At 39.9% G+C, this 17,340-nt stretch carries 14 protein-coding genes; 7 read left to right on the forward strand and 7 right to left on the reverse strand.

Annotated features, from left to right (window positions below; translation table 11 throughout):
* Positions 1 to 64 precede the first annotated feature (64 nt).
* A complete protein-coding gene (locus JQC92_RS02990) occupies positions 65 to 1,621 on the reverse strand; it encodes a GGDEF domain-containing protein (protein ID WP_204998253.1) in 1,557 nt (518 codons plus the stop codon).
* A gap of 237 nt (positions 1,622 to 1,858) precedes the next feature.
* Here JQC92_RS02990 and JQC92_RS02995 point away from each other — a divergent pair, with 237 nt between their 5' ends.
* Positions 1,859 to 3,661 carry a M61 family metallopeptidase gene (locus tag JQC92_RS02995; protein ID WP_204998254.1) on the forward strand — a complete coding sequence of 601 codons (1,803 nt, stop codon included), beginning with the start codon at positions 1,859 to 1,861 and terminating at the stop codon, positions 3,659 to 3,661.
* Positions 3,662 to 3,973: 312 nt separating this feature from the next.
* Here JQC92_RS02995 and JQC92_RS03000 read toward each other — a convergent pair whose 3' ends face one another.
* Positions 3,974 to 4,777, reverse strand: a complete 804-nt coding sequence (locus JQC92_RS03000; RefSeq protein ID WP_204998255.1) for a DUF4238 domain-containing protein — start codon at positions 4,775 to 4,777, stop codon at positions 3,974 to 3,976.
* 895 nt (positions 4,778 to 5,672) lie between these two features.
* Here JQC92_RS03000 and trhA point away from each other — a divergent pair.
* On the forward strand, positions 5,673 to 6,329 hold the full coding sequence (gene trhA / locus JQC92_RS03005; RefSeq protein WP_239480307.1) for a PAQR family membrane homeostasis protein TrhA: 657 nt from the start codon (positions 5,673 to 5,675) through the stop codon (positions 6,327 to 6,329).
* 65 nt (positions 6,330 to 6,394) lie between these two features.
* Here the strand turns inward: trhA and trhP are convergent, their stop codons facing one another.
* The gene (trhP, locus tag JQC92_RS03010) at positions 6,395 to 7,777 is read right to left on the reverse strand and encodes a prephenate-dependent tRNA uridine(34) hydroxylase TrhP (protein WP_204998256.1); all 1,383 of its coding nucleotides are present in this window, start codon (positions 7,775 to 7,777) and stop codon (positions 6,395 to 6,397) included.
* 279 nt (positions 7,778 to 8,056) lie between these two features.
* Between trhP and JQC92_RS03015 the strand changes: the two genes are divergently transcribed.
* Together JQC92_RS03015 and JQC92_RS03020 are read left to right on the forward strand one after the other, a co-directional pair.
* Positions 8,057 to 8,899 (forward strand): HDOD domain-containing protein, encoded by an 843-nt coding sequence (locus JQC92_RS03015; RefSeq protein WP_204998257.1) that lies wholly within the window; start codon positions 8,057 to 8,059, stop codon positions 8,897 to 8,899.
* Between the two features lie 127 nt (positions 8,900 to 9,026).
* Complete coding sequence (locus JQC92_RS03020; RefSeq protein ID WP_204998258.1) at positions 9,027 to 10,562, forward strand: putative bifunctional diguanylate cyclase/phosphodiesterase; 1,536 nt, start codon at positions 9,027 to 9,029, stop codon at positions 10,560 to 10,562.
* Here JQC92_RS03020 and JQC92_RS03025 read toward each other — a convergent pair.
* The 4 genes from JQC92_RS03025 to ettA form a co-directional block, all read right to left on the reverse strand.
* Complete coding sequence (locus tag JQC92_RS03025; protein WP_204998259.1) at positions 10,552 to 10,980, reverse strand: thioesterase family protein; 429 nt, start codon at positions 10,978 to 10,980, stop codon at positions 10,552 to 10,554. The two genes, JQC92_RS03020 and JQC92_RS03025, sit on opposite strands and share 11 nt — an antisense overlap.
* On the reverse strand, positions 10,980 to 11,453 hold the full coding sequence (locus JQC92_RS03030) for a LabA-like NYN domain-containing protein (protein WP_204998260.1): 474 nt from the start codon (positions 11,451 to 11,453) through the stop codon (positions 10,980 to 10,982). Before JQC92_RS03030 ends, JQC92_RS03025 begins: the two co-directional genes overlap by 1 nt.
* Before the next feature lie 95 nt (positions 11,454 to 11,548).
* A complete protein-coding gene (locus JQC92_RS03035) occupies positions 11,549 to 12,097 on the reverse strand; it encodes a dienelactone hydrolase family protein (protein ID WP_204998261.1) in 549 nt (182 codons plus the stop codon).
* A 422-nt stretch (positions 12,098 to 12,519) separates the two neighbouring features.
* Complete coding sequence (gene ettA, locus JQC92_RS03040; protein ID WP_204998262.1) at positions 12,520 to 14,187, reverse strand: energy-dependent translational throttle protein EttA; 1,668 nt, start codon at positions 14,185 to 14,187, stop codon at positions 12,520 to 12,522.
* Positions 14,188 to 14,417: 230 nt separating this feature from the next.
* Between ettA and glyA the strand changes: the two genes are divergently transcribed.
* From glyA to ribD, 3 genes are all read left to right on the forward strand, one after another.
* Positions 14,418 to 15,671, forward strand: a complete 1,254-nt coding sequence (gene glyA, locus JQC92_RS03045; protein ID WP_204998263.1) for a serine hydroxymethyltransferase — start codon at positions 14,418 to 14,420, stop codon at positions 15,669 to 15,671.
* Positions 15,672 to 15,748: 77 nt separating this feature from the next.
* Positions 15,749 to 16,198, forward strand: coding sequence for a transcriptional regulator NrdR (gene nrdR, locus JQC92_RS03050; protein WP_204998264.1), 450 nt, complete (start codon positions 15,749 to 15,751; stop codon positions 16,196 to 16,198).
* A gap of 25 nt (positions 16,199 to 16,223) precedes the next feature.
* Entirely contained in the window at positions 16,224 to 17,339 is a 1,116-nt protein-coding gene (ribD, locus tag JQC92_RS03055; protein WP_204998265.1) for a bifunctional diaminohydroxyphosphoribosylaminopyrimidine deaminase/5-amino-6-(5-phosphoribosylamino)uracil reductase RibD, read from the forward strand.
* Position 17,340: the final 1 nt, after the last annotated feature.

Raw genomic sequence — 17,340 nt, forward strand, 5'->3', positions numbered from 1 at the left:
CAATTTAAGGCTATCACGGGGGCAGAACACCCCCTTAAAACGAAAGAAATGAGGGTGTTATTTGTTAACTATCAACAACCACCCTATCACGATTTTGATCTTTTGCTCTATAAAGTGCAGCATCTGCACGATCAAAAGTATCTTCAATACGTTCTTTTTTATGTACTTTTGCAGCGCCAATAGAAATAGTTACCGTAATACGTTTGTTTTTAAACTTAAACGGAATGGATTTAATTCTTTCTCTCACTCGGTTAAGTATGGCTTCAATATCAGGCTCTAACACATGAGGTAACAATAAGACGAATTCTTCTCCACCGTAGCGCGCAATAAACTCTGTATCACGAATTGAGCTTTTAAGTGCTTTAGCGATGACCTGTAGCGTTTTATCGCCAATACTGTGTCCAAAATTATCATTAATACTCTTGAAGTGATCGATATCGGCGACAACGACCCACAGTGAATTGTTATTTTTTTGCAGTTTTTGATGTTCGAATGCCATTCGATCTTCGAGAGCTGCTCTATTTGGCAATTGGGTTAATGAATCGGTAAGGTTTGATTTTTGTTGCTCAAAGAGCTTCTCTTTATAATCACCGACTTCTGACGTTAAGCTGCTCAGCTGTTGTTCCATCGTTTGTATCGAAAGATGTAACTGTTGTCTTTCTCGCTGCTCCAACTCTTCTTTTTGTGCCAAAGTTCTGCGCAACTCATGCAATTGGTGACGAACTTGTGATTTAAGTTCTTCAGCATCATTAAGTACGTGCAAAGAGAGATCGACATTATCTACGTGATTTTGAATGGTGCTATTGAGCCTTGCCTTATCGCTCTCATTTTTATCACTTTGTGTCTGCATGGTGGTGGTAATGTCACCAACCGCAGACAATGTTTCATTCAATGCCACTAAAAATTCTTGAGCAGAACTTTTTTCGTGTAAGAGGTTTTCAACCACTAAAGTCAAAATCGCTTGGTAAGCACTTAACAGAGAATTGACGCTTAAGTCATTACTCAGTACGGCTTGAACAGTACAAACTTTATCGTGGTTTTCTGGCAAGAATACGATGTCATCGATCAGTGACAGTAATTCATCAGCGAGTACTTTATGTTTTGATTCAAGTTCTAAATATTTTGCATCAGAAAATTGCAGTTCTAAAACTTGTTCATAATGTTCAATCAATTGCTTTATTTTGGGAATGTAGTCCCAGACGGTATGAAATGGTTTCGCAAGTTCTTGCTTAAAATAGCTCAATTCACGTTTGGTTTTTTCCGGTAACTCTTTTACTCGTTGCAATTGAGCCACAACACGGCTTAAACCATGACGACTTTCGTTAAGTTGAATCGTGATGTGACGATATTGAGATTTAAGAATTTTCTCAACTTCGCATATGCTTTGCACTGCATCAGAAAATGACTCGCTATGAGGCAGTAACCTTCGTAGTTTTGCGAGTTTATTATCAAGCTCAAGATTTTGCCCTTTACAGGCAAAGCTTAGCTGTGAAACAAAACCTAATAAGACTTTGAATTTTTCATCATGCTCTTGTTGAGCGTGTTTCAGTTCAGCTGTAGCCGTGTTTAGGTGTTTTTGTAGTTGCTGAACTTCTAAAGTTGAAGATGTAGATCCCTTCATTTTTGTATGTTTCCCTACCGAAAAATGCCCATAAGAATGCAAAAAAATTAAAACAAATAAACGGGAAAAATTTTTTTGATATGTTATCGCATAGTGAGTGTCTAGCCAAAGAACAATTTGTCATATTTGTTTATTTTTTGTTGGGTTATTTGTTTTGTGATCCCTGCTGTTGAAACTTAGTTGCGGTTGTTATAATGCGAATCGCACAATAAATAATAATTAGACAAAGGAAGCACAGTGAAAGCGAATAATCTTGCTTGGCTAACAGCAGCTACACTTTTTTCTGGCGCAGCATTGGCTGACGTTAACTACAAAATTGATCTTACCCAGTCTCCTGAGCATCACCTTGCGAATGTAGAAGTTGTATTTCCAAAAGCGGATTCAGATTCTCTAACAGTTAATTTACCAATCTGGCGTACTGGTAAATACACAGTTTTACCAATATCTGATGGCATTCGTAAGTTCACAGCGAAAGATTCAAAAGGTAACGAATTACCGTGGCAACGCACTGAAACCGGTGAATGGCAGGTTAAGTTATCAAAACCAACTCAAGTGTCTGTGAGCTACCAGTTATACGCTAACGAATTAGGCTCACGTACTCGACATATCAGCGCCACTCACGCTTATTTAGATGCGAGTGCTGTTTTCATGTATAGCCCTACGTTTCGTAATGATGATGTTAACGTTGAGTTAGAAGTGCCTAACGGATGGCGTAGCTTTTCTGGTATGGACTATGGTTCAAACAAGCACAGCTTTACTGCACCCAATTATGATGTATTAGTAGATTCGCCAATTGAAACCGGTATTAACAAGCACCGTGAATTTACAGCTGATGGTCGTAGTTATGAATTAGTGGTTTGGGGAGAAGGTAACTACGACGTTGATCAAATCGTTACTGACTTAAAGAAAATCAGTAGCCAAGCGGATCGTTTATGGGATGGTTACCCATTCAAACGTTATGTCTATATGGTACATGCAACCAGTGGCGCTCGTGGTGCTACTGAGCATTTAAACTCGACCATTATTCAGCTGCCACGTTTTATGTTCCGTGAGCGTAAAGATTATTTACGTTTTATCAGCACGGCTTCTCATGAATTCATTCATACATGGAATGTAAAAGCTTACCGCCCAGAACAGATTGCAACTTACAATTATCAAAAAGAAGTGGTCACGCCATTACTTTGGTTAGCAGAAGGCTCTACCAGTTATTTTCAAAACCAGCTGTTGTTGAGCGGCGGGGTGATGAAGCCAAAAGAATTCTTTGCTGACTTATCTAAACGTATTCAAGGCAATGAAAACAAACCGGGTAAAGAAACGCAATCTGCAGCAAGTACCAGTTTAGGTACTTGGGCAAGCACAGGTGGTGATTATGCCCATAACTTCAGTGTAAACATTTATTCTGAAGGTTATATGGTTTCAATGGCGCTTGATCATAAGATAATGGAGCAAACGGATTTAGCGAAAAGTTACCGTGATGTGCAACGAGAGTTATATCGTAACCATAAGGTACCAAAAGGATATACCTCTGAAGATGTAAAAGGCATTGCGGAACAGTTAACGGGTAAGTCTTATGATACTTGGTGGACTAAGCATATTGACTCTCCAGTATCTTTAGATTTTGACGCTTTACTTAAACACGCAGGTTTAAAGTTAGACCGTGGTGCTAAGACAGAAGTTTACACTGGTATTAAGCTTGGTCGTGGTGATAACGGGTTAGCGTTAAGTCGTGTTCAAAAAGACAGTCCAGCTTGGAAAGCAGGCATTGGTGCTGGTGACCAATTAGTTGCTATTAATGGTTTAAAAGTTACGGGTAAAGGTTTCCAAAAACGTTTGGATGACTTTAAAGCTGGTGATGTGGTTTCGGTGACACTTTTCCAAGATGACCAATTGAATACGGTTAAGCTTAAGTTAGCTGAAAAGGCAAAAGGTAAGTATTCGATTAAGTCTGTTGAGAAACCGACTAAGCATCAAAAAGCGTTTTTGAAAATGTGGCTAGGTATTGAGTGGCCATTCGATGAAAATGGCAAGTTCATTAAGTAATTGGTTGTTTTGATTGTTGATATTATAAGCCCAGTTTAGCTGGGCTTTTTATTAGCTTTTTTTGGACAAAAGCTGGATAGGGATAGATGTTATAAAAGGAGCAAATAGCTTTGTCATTGACGGTTAAGAGTTCAAAGTACGTTTCCTGTTTCCCACATACTTTTTGTATTGAGTAATAATTTCTTTAGAGTTACCAATAAGGTGTGTGTCAGCATTAGTGGCAATTTTCGTGTTTAGCTCGCCCACTATATGTTTATCAATAGTCTGTATTCCGTCTTTAAATCGCCCAGACTGACTTATAATATATCCAATTCAGGGTGAAATAGGGAAATAGTTATCACAATGAATAACTTGATCGTTTATGCTATCAAGAGTTAATGATGGATGTACGTTAATAGATGGATTATCAGATGTTATAAATGCTATATCTGTATCGTTGACCAATAAAGTGTGTGTATCTTCATGTCTAGTTGTAAAGAATGAATAGCCAATATTGATACCTATCATATAGCTTATAATCCAGGAACATTCGGCTAGAAGCTTTTTATACCAGTCAGGAACAGCACTGTTATTATTCGTGAATAAATTGCGGAAGCTTTTTGTTCTTGTTGTCTGATGTCCAATAAATAGCATGAATTTTTCCATGTTATCTTTGTCATTCAATACTGATATATCTTCATTAGCCAAAGAATCTATAATTGGTCTTACGGCGTTTTCTTGGTCGGTGTACATTTTTTCCATTGTCTTAGATTCAAGAGCAGCAAACACTTTGTTGATTAGCACGTCTTTTTTGTTGCTTTGGTGGTAGTGGTTTTTAAGAGTTTGAGTTTCTGGGAATACAGTAAGATCGTCTTTATGTTTTTCTTGAAGAAATTCAGGGCTACAACCGCTAAAATCTCTGATAATATTCATGTGAGCTTGGGTAAGAGTTACTGACTTATAAAAATCTTGTTCAACATTTATAGCTTTTGTACCAACTTGGTGTATAGCACCTCTTTGATCAAGATGCCAAACTTCTTTTGGTTTGTCTTTAGAGGCCCAAAACTTCATGTAATAAGACCATACATAATGATGATTTCTTTGAACCTCCAAATCTTTGTCACTGAATTTTGTCATAGTATCTCCATGTTATTGATCTTCTATTGTAACTAAAATGAGTTAGCGAAAAGAATTATTCTGGCTCATTAAAAAGTCACATATCCGACAGAATAAATTAATTTTCTAATTAACTTTAATTAGGCTACTAACCAACTTTGGGGCACTTATTGGAAAAGTGCTTCGCACTTTAAAAAGTCGTGGGCTTTCCGCCCACACCCGAGCAAGAAGGAATTCTCCAGCAAATCCCTTCTTGCATCATCCCGTGCCGCCCCACAAAGTTAAACGTAATTCCTCTTATTGCAAAAAATACCTAACGCTTCCGATGGTACATCCATGTACCTCGGAAGCTAGCGCAGCGTCCATGCTGCGCTTACGATATTTTTCACCAACGCTGAATTACAACTGTGCCATGGGGAACCGTTGTAACCTGAGAGGTTATCGGTTATTTCTAAATAAACTTAATGTTATGTTCGAATGCTTTATTCGAGCATCTATCGCCTTTGTTCGAATAATTAAAACAGGATAAAGACGATTTAGAGAGTCAAATATCGTTTAAGGGCTGATGGTTCCCATTGAAGCTGTTGAAGATATTATTGAATGTGAAATGACATGAGCCTGACATGGATGTCAGGCTAGGCTCAGTGGTACATGGATGTACCATCTGAGACGTTAGTCATTTATTCAATTATATCTGAAACGCTCAGCTTCGTTGGGGCGGCGTAGGGGATTCATAAGGGGAAATCGCTGTAGATTTCCTCTTGTGGCGGTGTGGAGTGCAACTCCACGATCTTTAAACTTCGTAGAAGTTTTCCCTAATCGAAAACACGATTAACCAAAAACCTGGTTAGACCTCTTCTATTCCCGACCAACCCTTGTTATAGTTTCAGCGAACATGTGTAAGCTGGAATTTTATATGATGTCACAAAGCGCAATAACTCAATCACAGGTCGATGGCTACAGTGTAAAAGAAGAAATACTTAACGCAGTTACTCATGCTGTTGGCGTCATTTTCAGTATCATTGGGCTGATTAGCCTTTTGGCAACAAATACTGTTGGTGAGTTTGGTAAACAGGTGTGTTACAGCATCTATGGTGCATCCATGATTGCGTTATTTACTGCTTCAACTCTATATCACGCAGTCACTCACCCAACAGCAAAATCTGTTCTGAAGATGGTCGATCACTGTGCCATTTATTTATTAATTGCAGGTTCTTATACACCATTACTGTTCGCTTTGCCGTCGAGTAAAGTGGGTAACATTATGTTGGTAATTATTTGGTCATTAGCGGCCATTGGTATTGCATTTAAGTTAGTGTTCAAAAGCCGATTTAAAGTCGTGTCATTAGCAACGTATTTAGGGATGGGGTTTGCAGCAGTATTTATCTTGCCTGATATTTATCAAATGCTACCTGCTGGTGGTTTATGGCTGTTAGGGCTTGGCGGTGCAGCCTACACCTTTGGGGTGTTCTTTTATGTACAAAAGAAAAAACAATATACCCATGCAATATGGCATCTATTTGTATTGGCAGGGGCAGGCTTTCACTACGGATTGATTTTTAACTATGCTTGACGACAGGCAGTAACTCCCGCTAAACGGGAGTTAGATGCCTGCTTTCTCTGGTGTGACTGGAAATATTAACCAGCTTGCTCATGCGGGTTACGGGTATCTTTTCCTTGAGGTAAATTTCTCAATAAAATAGCTTTATCTAAGTCTACTTCTTTCGGTATATCTAAATACACGATGTGACCGTTACCTTTACCGGATTCTACTGCTTCACCTTTGCGGTTCTCTAAACCGTCAATTTTAAGGTTCATGTTACCTTGAGGTGTCATCAGTTCTACGCTGTCACCCACTGAGAATTTATTTTTAACATCAATTTCTGCCAATCCAGCGTAGTTACGTTCGCCCGTTAATTCACCACAAAATTGTTGTGAGTCACTGACCGAATATCCATAGTCATAATTCTGATATTCATCATGGACGTGACGGCGTAAGAATCCTTCGGTGTAACCTCGGTGTGCAAGACCTTCGAGTTGACGCATTAGGCTTGGGTCAAACTCTTTGCCTGCAACGGCATCTTCAATTGCATTACGATAAAGCTGAGCAGTACGCGCTACGTAGTAGAACGATTTAGTTCGGCCTTCAATCTTTAATGAATCAACACCCATTTTCGTTAAACGCTCAACGTGTTGGATTGCACGAAGATCTTTTGAGTTCATGATGTAAGTACCATGCTCATCTTCGAACGCTGGCATGTACTCACCTGGACGGTTGTCTTCTTGCAGAAGGTAGATGTTATCTGTTGCAGCGCCTTTACCTAATGTTGGCTCAGGTGTCTGGATTTGAACGGTTGGGGCTTCTGGCTGAACGGCAACAACATCGCCTGTTTCATTTTCTTTTGCTTCATGTACGTCATATTTCCAACGACATGCGTTAGTGCAAGTGCCTTGGTTAGGATCTCGTTTGTTGATGTAGCCTGAAAGTAAGCAGCGACCTGAATACGCCATGCATAATGCACCGTGAACAAATACCTCGAGTTCGATATCTGGGCAGCGTTGACGAATTTCTTCAATTTCATCCAGTGATAATTCGCGAGAAAGGATGACACGCTTGATGCCTTGCTGCTCCCAGAATTTTACTGATGCCCAGTTGATGGCGTTAGCCTGAACAGATAAATGGACTTCTTGTTCAGGGAAAGCTTCACGCACCATCATAATCAAACCGGGATCCGACATGATTAAGGCATCAGGTTTCATGTCAATTACAGGTTGCATGTCCTTGATGTAAGTTTTTAATTTTGCGTTGTGTGGAGCAATGTTACTGACCACGTAGAGCTTCTTACCTAAGTCGTGTGCTTCTTGAATACCTTGGGCTAGGTTTTCAAGTTTAAAATCATTATTTCTTACACGGAGGCTATACCTTGGCTGGCCGGCATATACCGCATCTGCACCATAGGCAAACGCATAACGCATGTTTTTTAGGGTTCCGGCAGGAGACAGAAGCTCAGGCTTAAACATATTTACTCTCACATTTACTCAAAATAATCATTGCTGGGTATTGATCAACAATGAAGAAATATCGCTATCGAGTTTTAATCAATAACAACGCAATAGTTCGTTACTACTTTATGGGTAGTAATGGGCGGCGTATTTTACTGGTTGAGGTGAGCGATATGCAAATTAATTGAACAAACAAACCATGGTTAAGTCACGATTTGAAAATAAGAAAAATTATCGAAAGTGTCTTATCCTTAAATATCCACAACAAAAATTGATTGATAATAGGGATGTTTATCAATGGACGTTGAACGTATCGTTACCGAAGAGCTTTTTCGAAAGCTTCAAGAAGACTCACTTATTTTACCATCTTTGCCTGATGTGGCCATTGAGGTTGAAAACGTGATGAATCGACCAAGCTCTAACATTAAGCAAGTGGTTGAAGTGGTAAAAAAAGACACGGCCATTACGGCAAAAGTCATCCGTGTTGCTAACAGTGCAATGTATTGTCGTGGACGTCGGGCTGATAATTTACAGGCCGCCATCATTAGGATTGGTTTCGACCAAATTAAGTCAATTGTGACGTCATTGGCACTTGAGCAACTGTTTATCTCCAGTAATGAGATGGTCTGGAAGGTGATGGACGAGGTTTGGAACTGTTCCGTCGAGATTGCAGCCGCTTCATGCTCTCTATTAATCCAATATCAAAAAAATAACCAACAAAGTAAGTTGGATGTTGAAACGCTTACGCTTGCGGCATTAGTGCATAACATTGGTGCATTGCCTGTCTTGGCTGAGGCTGAAATTCACCCGGATTTATTTGAAGATGTTTCAGTACTCAGAAAAGTAATTCAGCATGTGCAAACACCAATCGGAACTGCGATTGTAAAATGCTGGGATTTCACAGATGAAATAATTGAAGTAATAGAACATTTGAGTGATTTTAGTTACATCACCGATGAAGTAACTTATTTAGACTTTATCAGAGCCGCAGCACTTTACTTAGGAATGATAAAGTCGCAACAATCCATTGCAAGTAAGATGGACTTCTACACCATAAAAGGTTTACCAACCAGTGGAGAAGAGCTTGCAAGCGATGCCTTTTTAGCTCAATATCGAGACATAAAGAAAAGTTATCAATAAGTTAACGGTAAGTTGCTGGTAAGTTTGTGTTAATATTTACATTAACGTAATCGTTTTATTATAAAATAATCATAAGCTACGAAAATGCAGTACATTTTTTAAGGTGCCGAAAAATAAGGATAATGGCATGCTTTTTTATGGGAGTATTTCAGCGTTAATTATCGTCTTGTTCAGTTATGTCGTCATTGCGTGGCGTATAAATCGAATAGCAAATGAGGAAGATGAATTTATTAATCGACTTTCTATGAAGGTCTCTTCTCAGATAGATAAACGCTCAAAATTAAATTTATATGATGTGCCTTTTCGCTTTAGAGGACTTTATAACTCTATCGATGGTTTACTGCGCGTGCTACCACCACCTACAGGCCTCGATAAATTGACTGGTGTTATGAATCGGTTAGGCCTTAAACGTCGATTGGCGATGTTGATGCCGATTCAAACGGGTGTTTTTATTTTAATTGATATCCATCGCTTTCGTTACGTGAATGACTTGTTTGGGTTTACACTCGGTGATCAACTGCTCAAGCGCATGTCAGAGCGTTTAAAGTGCCTACCTCAAAAACCAAAGTTATTAGCTCGAATGAGTGGTGCTGAGTTCTTTATGTATTTAGATTCAGGTACAACTTACGATGAACTTCAGTCTCTTCAACACCATCTGCAATCCCCGTTCGATATAAAAGGCACTCCCATCAGTGTTCGCCTTAAAATCGGTGTACTTGATGTAAATGAGCATTTTTCAGATGTGAGTGTAATGCTTAAAAGATTAGATTTAGCGATCAAAAAAGCCAGTGATCACCCAGAGCTTATCGCCAGCTATCGTGAAGGCGATGATAGTGTGCAACTGAGAGAACTTGAGATCATAGGTTCAATACCCAAAGCGCTAGAACGCAATGAACCCTATATTGTGTTTCAGCCCAAAGAAGAGCTAATTGATGGTAGTTTTAGACAAGTTGAAGCATTAATTCGTTGGGAACATAAAAAATTTGGCCCACTTTCTCCTTCTGAATTTATTCCATTAGCTGAAAGAGCAGGGATTATTGATCTCATCAGTCGTTGGACGCTTGAGCAGGTTTTTATTCAGCAACGAGAGTGGCGAGCTGCTGGACTCTACACTTGCGTAGCCGTTAATTTATCTTCTGAAGATTTATGCAGTGACACTTTAGTCGATGATATTAAATCTGGATTTGAACGTTATAAGCTACCCTCTGATTGTTTAATGATCGAAATAACGGAAAGTAGCTTGATGGAAGACACCGCTAAGGCGATTCAAATCTTAACCTCGCTTAGAAGTCTCGGGGTAAAAATTGCGATGGATGATTTTGGCACTGGTCATTCATCATTAGCGTATTTGAAAAACCTTCCTATTGATGAAGTCAAAATTGACCGTTCTTTTTTGTCGGGAATCTTTAATGAAAAGGCTTCACTCTTTATCCTTGAAGCAAGTATCAGCCTTCCTAAAAAATTAGGGCTAAATGTGACCGTTGAAGGTGTAGAAACGGCAAAGGTTCGTGAATTAATGATACGGCTTGACGTCGATAAGATTCAAGGCCAATTTTATGCTAAACCCATGCGTCCATTCGAGTTAGAGCTAAAGTGGAATGAACTTAATCGACAAACAGGCATAAATAACCCCGTTGTATTAGATTACGGATTTAATGGCTGATTGCTGTTGACAGTTCTTTTAGTAAAGCTTCAGGCATAACTGTTAATTGACGTTGCGTATTCATACACACCATTTCAATAACACTCGTTACAGCAGGCTTTTTAGCATGAAGGCGCCAAATCTCTTGATGCCAAACAGTGCGATACTGGCTTTCTATATAAAAGCGAGTTCTTACATCAATAATATCAGCAAACTCAACGCCTTCACTGCAAGTCATTTCTGTTTTATAGACTGCAAACCCTAACTTCTGTTCGAGCCAAAGCTCATTAAGCCTGTTTGCACCGATGACATGTTCACGAGCTCTTTCAAAGTATTTTAAAAAGTTAGGATGGTACACCACACCAGAAAAGTCCGTGTCTTCATAATAGATTTGGACAGGAAAGTGAAATGTGTTGCTGAAGACATGTTTGCTATTCATTATCTTAATAATTCGGGAGTAATTTCATGAAATCGGGTGGCTGAGTCTATGAGTGATTTTGCTGTGAGTGTTGGAACCCCGTAAACTTGAGTTTCTACCTGAAATTTCTCAGTTACTTTTTGCAGTAGCAAACTAAAATCGCCATCGCCGGATAACAAGATAACAGTATCAACTTCAGAGGCTGCTTCTAACACATCAATCGTGATGCCAACATCCCAATCACCTTTTGCGCTTCCATCAGCACGTTGAATAAAAGGTTTCAGTTTGACATTAAAACCTATATGCCTCAGCGCATCTTGAAACTTAATCTGGCCGTCGTCCTGTCTTGCAATTGCGTAGGCATTAGCATGAACGATATCACCTTCATAGCTCAAAAACTCCCAAAGTTTACGGTAGTTAAATTGGCGATTAAAAGCTTCTTTAGTCGTGTAATAGATGTTTTGTACATCTACGAATATCGCAATTTTTTTCAAAAGATACTTTGTGTTTGAATGTTAGGCACAATTCTGCCTTGTTCCTTTTCAAATCGCCATCTTATTTTGAATTCAGTAAGATAATTGCTCTGAGTCTACTGTCTGTATTTAAGGAGAAAGTTTAGATAGGACTGATAACCGTTTGGATCATAGTTTTCTGAGTGTTGATTCATAAAACCATGTAAATATGCTGCCTTAGTCATTTCAAGCTGCGGTTTTTGCTTGAGTGCATCCATTAATTCGTCAATATCAAAATGTGCTTCTTGTTTGGGAAAGATAAGGTGAGTTGGTATTGATGGCTCAATCTCAGTCGCTTTTCTAATTTGGGAACCATAAAACCCGATGAATTTATTACAACAAAGTTTATGAAGTTGCTCAGACAGTTTCCATACTGCACTGGCTCCCATGCTAAAGCCAATTAATACATAAGGTTCTTTTTGATTTTCAAGTTCTTTACGTAGATGCTCGACATACTTGTTTAAGCCAATGTTTGTTTGGAAGTAATTGTAAGCTTCCTGTTCTTGCTTAAACCTAAAATCTATTCCGGTGTAGGGGTCGATAATTCGCGCATTATTGAAGGATTGCGCTAGCTTTTCTGTAGCAGGCGTTCTCCCCCAGATATCAGTGATAATTATTCCTTTCATTAGCAATCCATGTATCGAATTTAAAATTTAGTCTAGAAAAAACTCTACTTAAAAGTTTACTGAGCCAATTTAAGAGTTGCTACACCAGCAACGATGAGCAATATCATAAGGTAGCGACGACAATACCTGTAATCCTTGTTTCATTTTCTTGAGCCATTTTTAGGTCGACTGGCTAACCTGTCTCGAATAATCTCACTAAAACATGATAAATCAAAAGCATGTCAATCTTCTAGATGTTTATTAATACGATATATAGCTTGAAAAGGCGGTTTATAAAATAGCATTTTTATGGTTGAGGATAGATTGTTGAATAACTAAAAGTTGATGAGTAGAGGAGGTTGAATTTGAAGAATAACAATAGGGTTTGAAGTCATTTAGAGGGAAAGGGCAGAGATGACTCTGCCCTTATTGCACAGGAGTTGTTATTTACTGATTCGCTTGTATTTAAGACGGTGCGGCTCAATTACGTCCGTACCTAGATGCTCTTTCAACCAAGCCGAGTATTCTGTGTAGTTACCTTCATAAAAGTTCACTTGTCCTTCATCACGGTAATCAAGAATATGAGTACAAATACGGTCTAAGAACCAACGGTCATGCGAGATCACCATGGCACAACCGGGGAACTCAACAATCGCTTCCTCTAGAGCTCTTAGCGTTTCAACGTCAAGGTCGTTGGTTGGCTCATCGAGAAGCAATACGTTGCCGCCAGACTGGAGCAGTTTTGCTAGGTGCACTCGGTTACGCTCACCACCTGAAAGTTGGCCAATGATCTTTTGTTGATCGCCACCTTTGAAGTTAAAACGGCCTACGTACGCACGACTTGGGATCTCGGTGTTGTTGATGTGAATGATATCTTGACCGCCTGAGATTTCTTCCCAAATGGTGTTTTTATCATTCATTGAATCACGGAACTGCTCAACAGAAGCTAATTGAACGCTATCACCCAGTTCAACCGTACCACTGTCTGGTGTTTCTGTACCTGAAAGCATACGGAATAAAGTCGATTTACCTGCACCGTTTGCACCAATAATGCCAACAATGGCACCTTTAGGTACACTAAAACTTAAGTTATCAATGAGCAATCGATCGCCATAAGATTTCGATAAGTTATTTACTTCAATAACTTTATCGCCTAAGCGAGGTCCTGGTGGAATGAACAACTCGTTGGTCTCGTTACGTTTTTGGTAATCGTTAGTATTCAGCTCTTCGAAGCGAGCCATACGTGCCTTACCTTTAGATTGACGTCCTTTACTGCCTTGGCGAACCCACTCTAATTCTTTAGCAATGGTTTTTTGACGAGCAGACTCGGTTGCCGACTCATGCTTTAAACGATCATCTTTTTGCTCAAGCCAAGACGAGTAATTGCCTTCCCATGGAATACCTTCACCACGGTCAAGTTCTAAAATCCAGCCAGCAGCGTTATCAAGGAAATAACGGTCATGAGTAATTGCCACAACAGTGCCGTTATATTCGTGAAGGAAGTTCTCAAGCCACGCAACAGATTCAGCATCTAAGTGGTTGGTTGGCTCATCAAGCAAAAGCATTTCTGGTTTTTCAAGCAGCAAACGGCAAATAGCGACACGACGACGCTCACCACCGGACAGAACTTCAATTTTTTGATCCCATTCAGGTAGGCGAAGTGCGTTAGCTGCACGTTCTAGAACAGTATCCAAATTATGAGCATCAGTTGCTTGGATAATGGCTTCGAGTTGGCCTTGCTCTTTAGCTAGAGCATCAAAGTCTGCACCTTCTTCAGCGTATTCTGCATAGACTTCATCAAGTCGTGTTAATGCATTTTTCGCTTCAGAAACCGCTTCTTCAATAGCTTCACGCACGGTTTGATTTTCATCAAGTTTTGGTTCTTGAGGTAGGTAACCGATCTTGAGACCGGGCATAGGTCTCGCTTCACCTTCGATCTCGGTATCCAATCCTGCCATGATTTTAAGCAGAGTGGACTTACCTGAACCATTTAAACCAAGTACACCAATCTTTGCACCGGGAAAAAAGCTTAAAGAAATGTCTTTAAGGATTTGCTTTTTTGGAGGGACAACTTTGCCCACTCTCAGCATGCTATATACAAATTGAGCCATAAGTAATCAATCTTGTGGTTAAGTTCTTGACGCAGATTGTACTTTAAGGGCGGAAGAACAAAAAGATTTATCCAGTAAAATTTTATGGTTAGATGCTTGGGTTGTAACCTATAACCAAGTAGAATACGCCCAGCTAAAAATACAAAGCCCTTAACCCTAGTAAGCTGCTCATTGATCTCATCACTGAGCAGACATGTATTGATAAAAATATCGGTTTACCGGAGTAAGCAATGCTAAAAAAAGATATGAATATCGCTGATTTTGATCCAGAACTGTTTGGCGCAATGGAAAAAGAATGTGTTCGTCAAGAAGAGCACATTGAATTAATTGCTTCGGAAAACTACACCAGCCCACGTGTAATGGAAGCGCAAGGTTCAATGCTTACCAATAAATACGCAGAAGGTTATCCAGCTAAGCGCTATTATGGTGGTTGTGAATACGTTGATATTGTTGAAACGTTAGCAATTGACCGTTTAAAAGAATTATTTGGCGCAACTTACGCTAACGTGCAGCCTCATTCTGGTTCTCAAGCAAACTCTGCAGTTTACATGGCATTGCTACAACCGGGTGATAAAGTGTTAGGTATGAACCTAGCGCATGGTGGTCACTTAACTCATGGCTCTCCAGTAAACTTCTCTGGTAAGTTATATGACATCGTGCCTTATGGTATCGATGAATCTGGCCAAATTGATTATGCTGAGCTTGAACAACTTGCATTAGAACATAAACCAAAAATGATCATTGGTGGGTTCTCTGCGTTCTCAGGCGTTGTAGATTGGGCCAAAATGCGTGAAATTGCAGACAAAATTGGCGCATACTTCTTTGTTGATATGGCACACGTTGCTGGTTTGATTGCAGCAGGCGTTTATCCAAACCCTGTTCCACATGCACACGTTGTAACGTCTACTACGCACAAAACATTAGCTGGCCCTCGTGGTGGTATCATCATTTCAGCTGCTGATGATGAAGCTTTATATAAAAAGCTTAACTCTGCAGTATTCCCAGGTGGCCAAGGCGGTCCGTTAATGCACGTTATTGCGGGTAAAGCCGTAGCATTTAAAGAAGCACTATCTCCTGAATTTAAAGCTTACCAAACTCAAGTGTTAGTTAACGCTAAAGCTATGGTTGAAGTATTCCAAGAGCGCGGTTACAAAATCGTTTCTGGTGGTACTGAAAACCATCTAATGCTCGTTGATCTCATCGACAAGGGCATTACAGGTAAAGAAGCTGACGCCGCATTAGGTCATGCAAACATCACCGTTAATAAAAACTCAGTACCTGATGATCCACGTTCACCATTTGTAACATCTGGTATTCGTATCGGTACGCCTGCAATTACTCGCCGTGGCTTTAAAGAAGCTGAAGCAAAGCAATTGACTCAGTGGGTTTGTGACGTGTTGGATGACGTAAACAACCAAGATACGATTCAAACTGTTAAGTCAAAAGTGCTTGAACTTTGTTCACGTTTCCCGGTTTATGCTTAATTCAGTGGGATTTAGGCTAAATCTAAGTTAAAATTTAATGGCTGCATTTGCAGCCATTTTTTTAGCAGGAGACGCTAGTGCATTGTCCATTTTGCAATACGACCGATACAAAAGTCATTGATTCTAGGCTGGTTGCGGACGGTCATCAGGTTCGCAGACGTCGTGAATGCCTCCAGTGCCATGAACGTTTTACCACTTTTGAAGGCGCAGAGTTAGTGATGCCTAGAGTGATAAAAAGTGATGGTTCTCGCCAGCCGTTTGACGAAGATAAATTACGCCGTGGTATATCAAAAGCAGTAGAAAAACGTCCGGTCTCGATGGATCAAATTGAACAAGCACTGACTAAAATTAAATCTACTTTACGTGCGACGGGTGAACGTGAAATCGGCTCTGAGATGATTGGTAATTTGATGATGGAACAACTGATCGAATTAGATAAAGTTGCTTATATTCGTTTTGCTTCGGTTTACCGTGCTTTTGAAGATGTTTCAGAGTTTGGTGACGCTATTGCGAAGCTAGAAAAGTAATTCTCTTTTAGTTAACGGAAATTTTATGTGGTCAACCTTTGATAGACAAATGATGACCCGAGCAATTCAACTTGCTCGCCAAGGCCAATATACCACCCGGCCTAACCCTAATGTGGGTTGTGTGTTCACAATAGATGAACAGATTATTGGTGAAGGTTATCATCAAAGAACAGGGCAACCTCATGCAGAAGTTAACGCTCTAATCGATGCAGATTATCGCGTTGAGGGTGCTACCGCTTACGTTACCCTTGAACCATGCAGTCATTTTGGTTTAACGCCTCCTTGCGCTCAAGCGCTGATTGATAACCAAGTTTCCCGTGTAGTTATCGCTTGCCAAGATCCGAATCCACAAGTATCTGGGCGTGGTATTTCCATGCTGAAAGACGCTGGAATCCAAGTAGATATTGGTTTATATGAGCAAGAAGCCGCAAGTCTCAACCTTGGTTTTTTAAAGAAAATGGCGACAGGTATACCATGGGTTACCGTTAAAATCGCAGCCAGCCTTGATGGTAAAACAGCGTTAGCGAATGGTGTTTCAAAATGGATTACGGGTGCTGAAGCTCGCCGTGATGTGCAGCGTTTGCGTCTTAAACATTGTGCTGTTATTACAGGTATTAATACTGTATTGGCCGATGATTGCAGTCTAAATGTTCGTAAATCGGAATTAGGTTCAATTGCAGAACATCTTGATGAAGTGCTACAACCATTGAGAGTCGTTTTGGATTCGAATTGTCGAATGCCTATCGACAGTAAAATGCTTGAAATTGAATCGCCAGTGCTTTTAGTGTCGACTCAACCTTATCCTGATGACTTCACGAAACAATTACCAAATTATGTGACGATGTTGACACTCAATGCGGTAAATAAGCGTATTGATTTAAACGCATTGCTCAGTTATCTAGGTAACGGTTGCAATTCAGTATTAGTTGAAGCTGGAGCGACACTTGCGGGTAGTATGATGGAGCATGATTTAGCCGATGAATTGGTGTTATATCAAGCGCCTAAAATATTAGGCAGCCATGGTCGTAATATGCTTGAATCGCCAAATTATACCTCAATGACTGAAATACCGAATTTAACCTTAATTGATGAACGCAAGTTAGGTGATGATACCCGCTTTCGTTTTCATTTGACCAAGTAAG

The organism is Parashewanella hymeniacidonis (assembly GCF_016900895.1).
Classification (GTDB): domain Bacteria; phylum Pseudomonadota; class Gammaproteobacteria; order Enterobacterales; family Shewanellaceae; genus Parashewanella; species Parashewanella hymeniacidonis.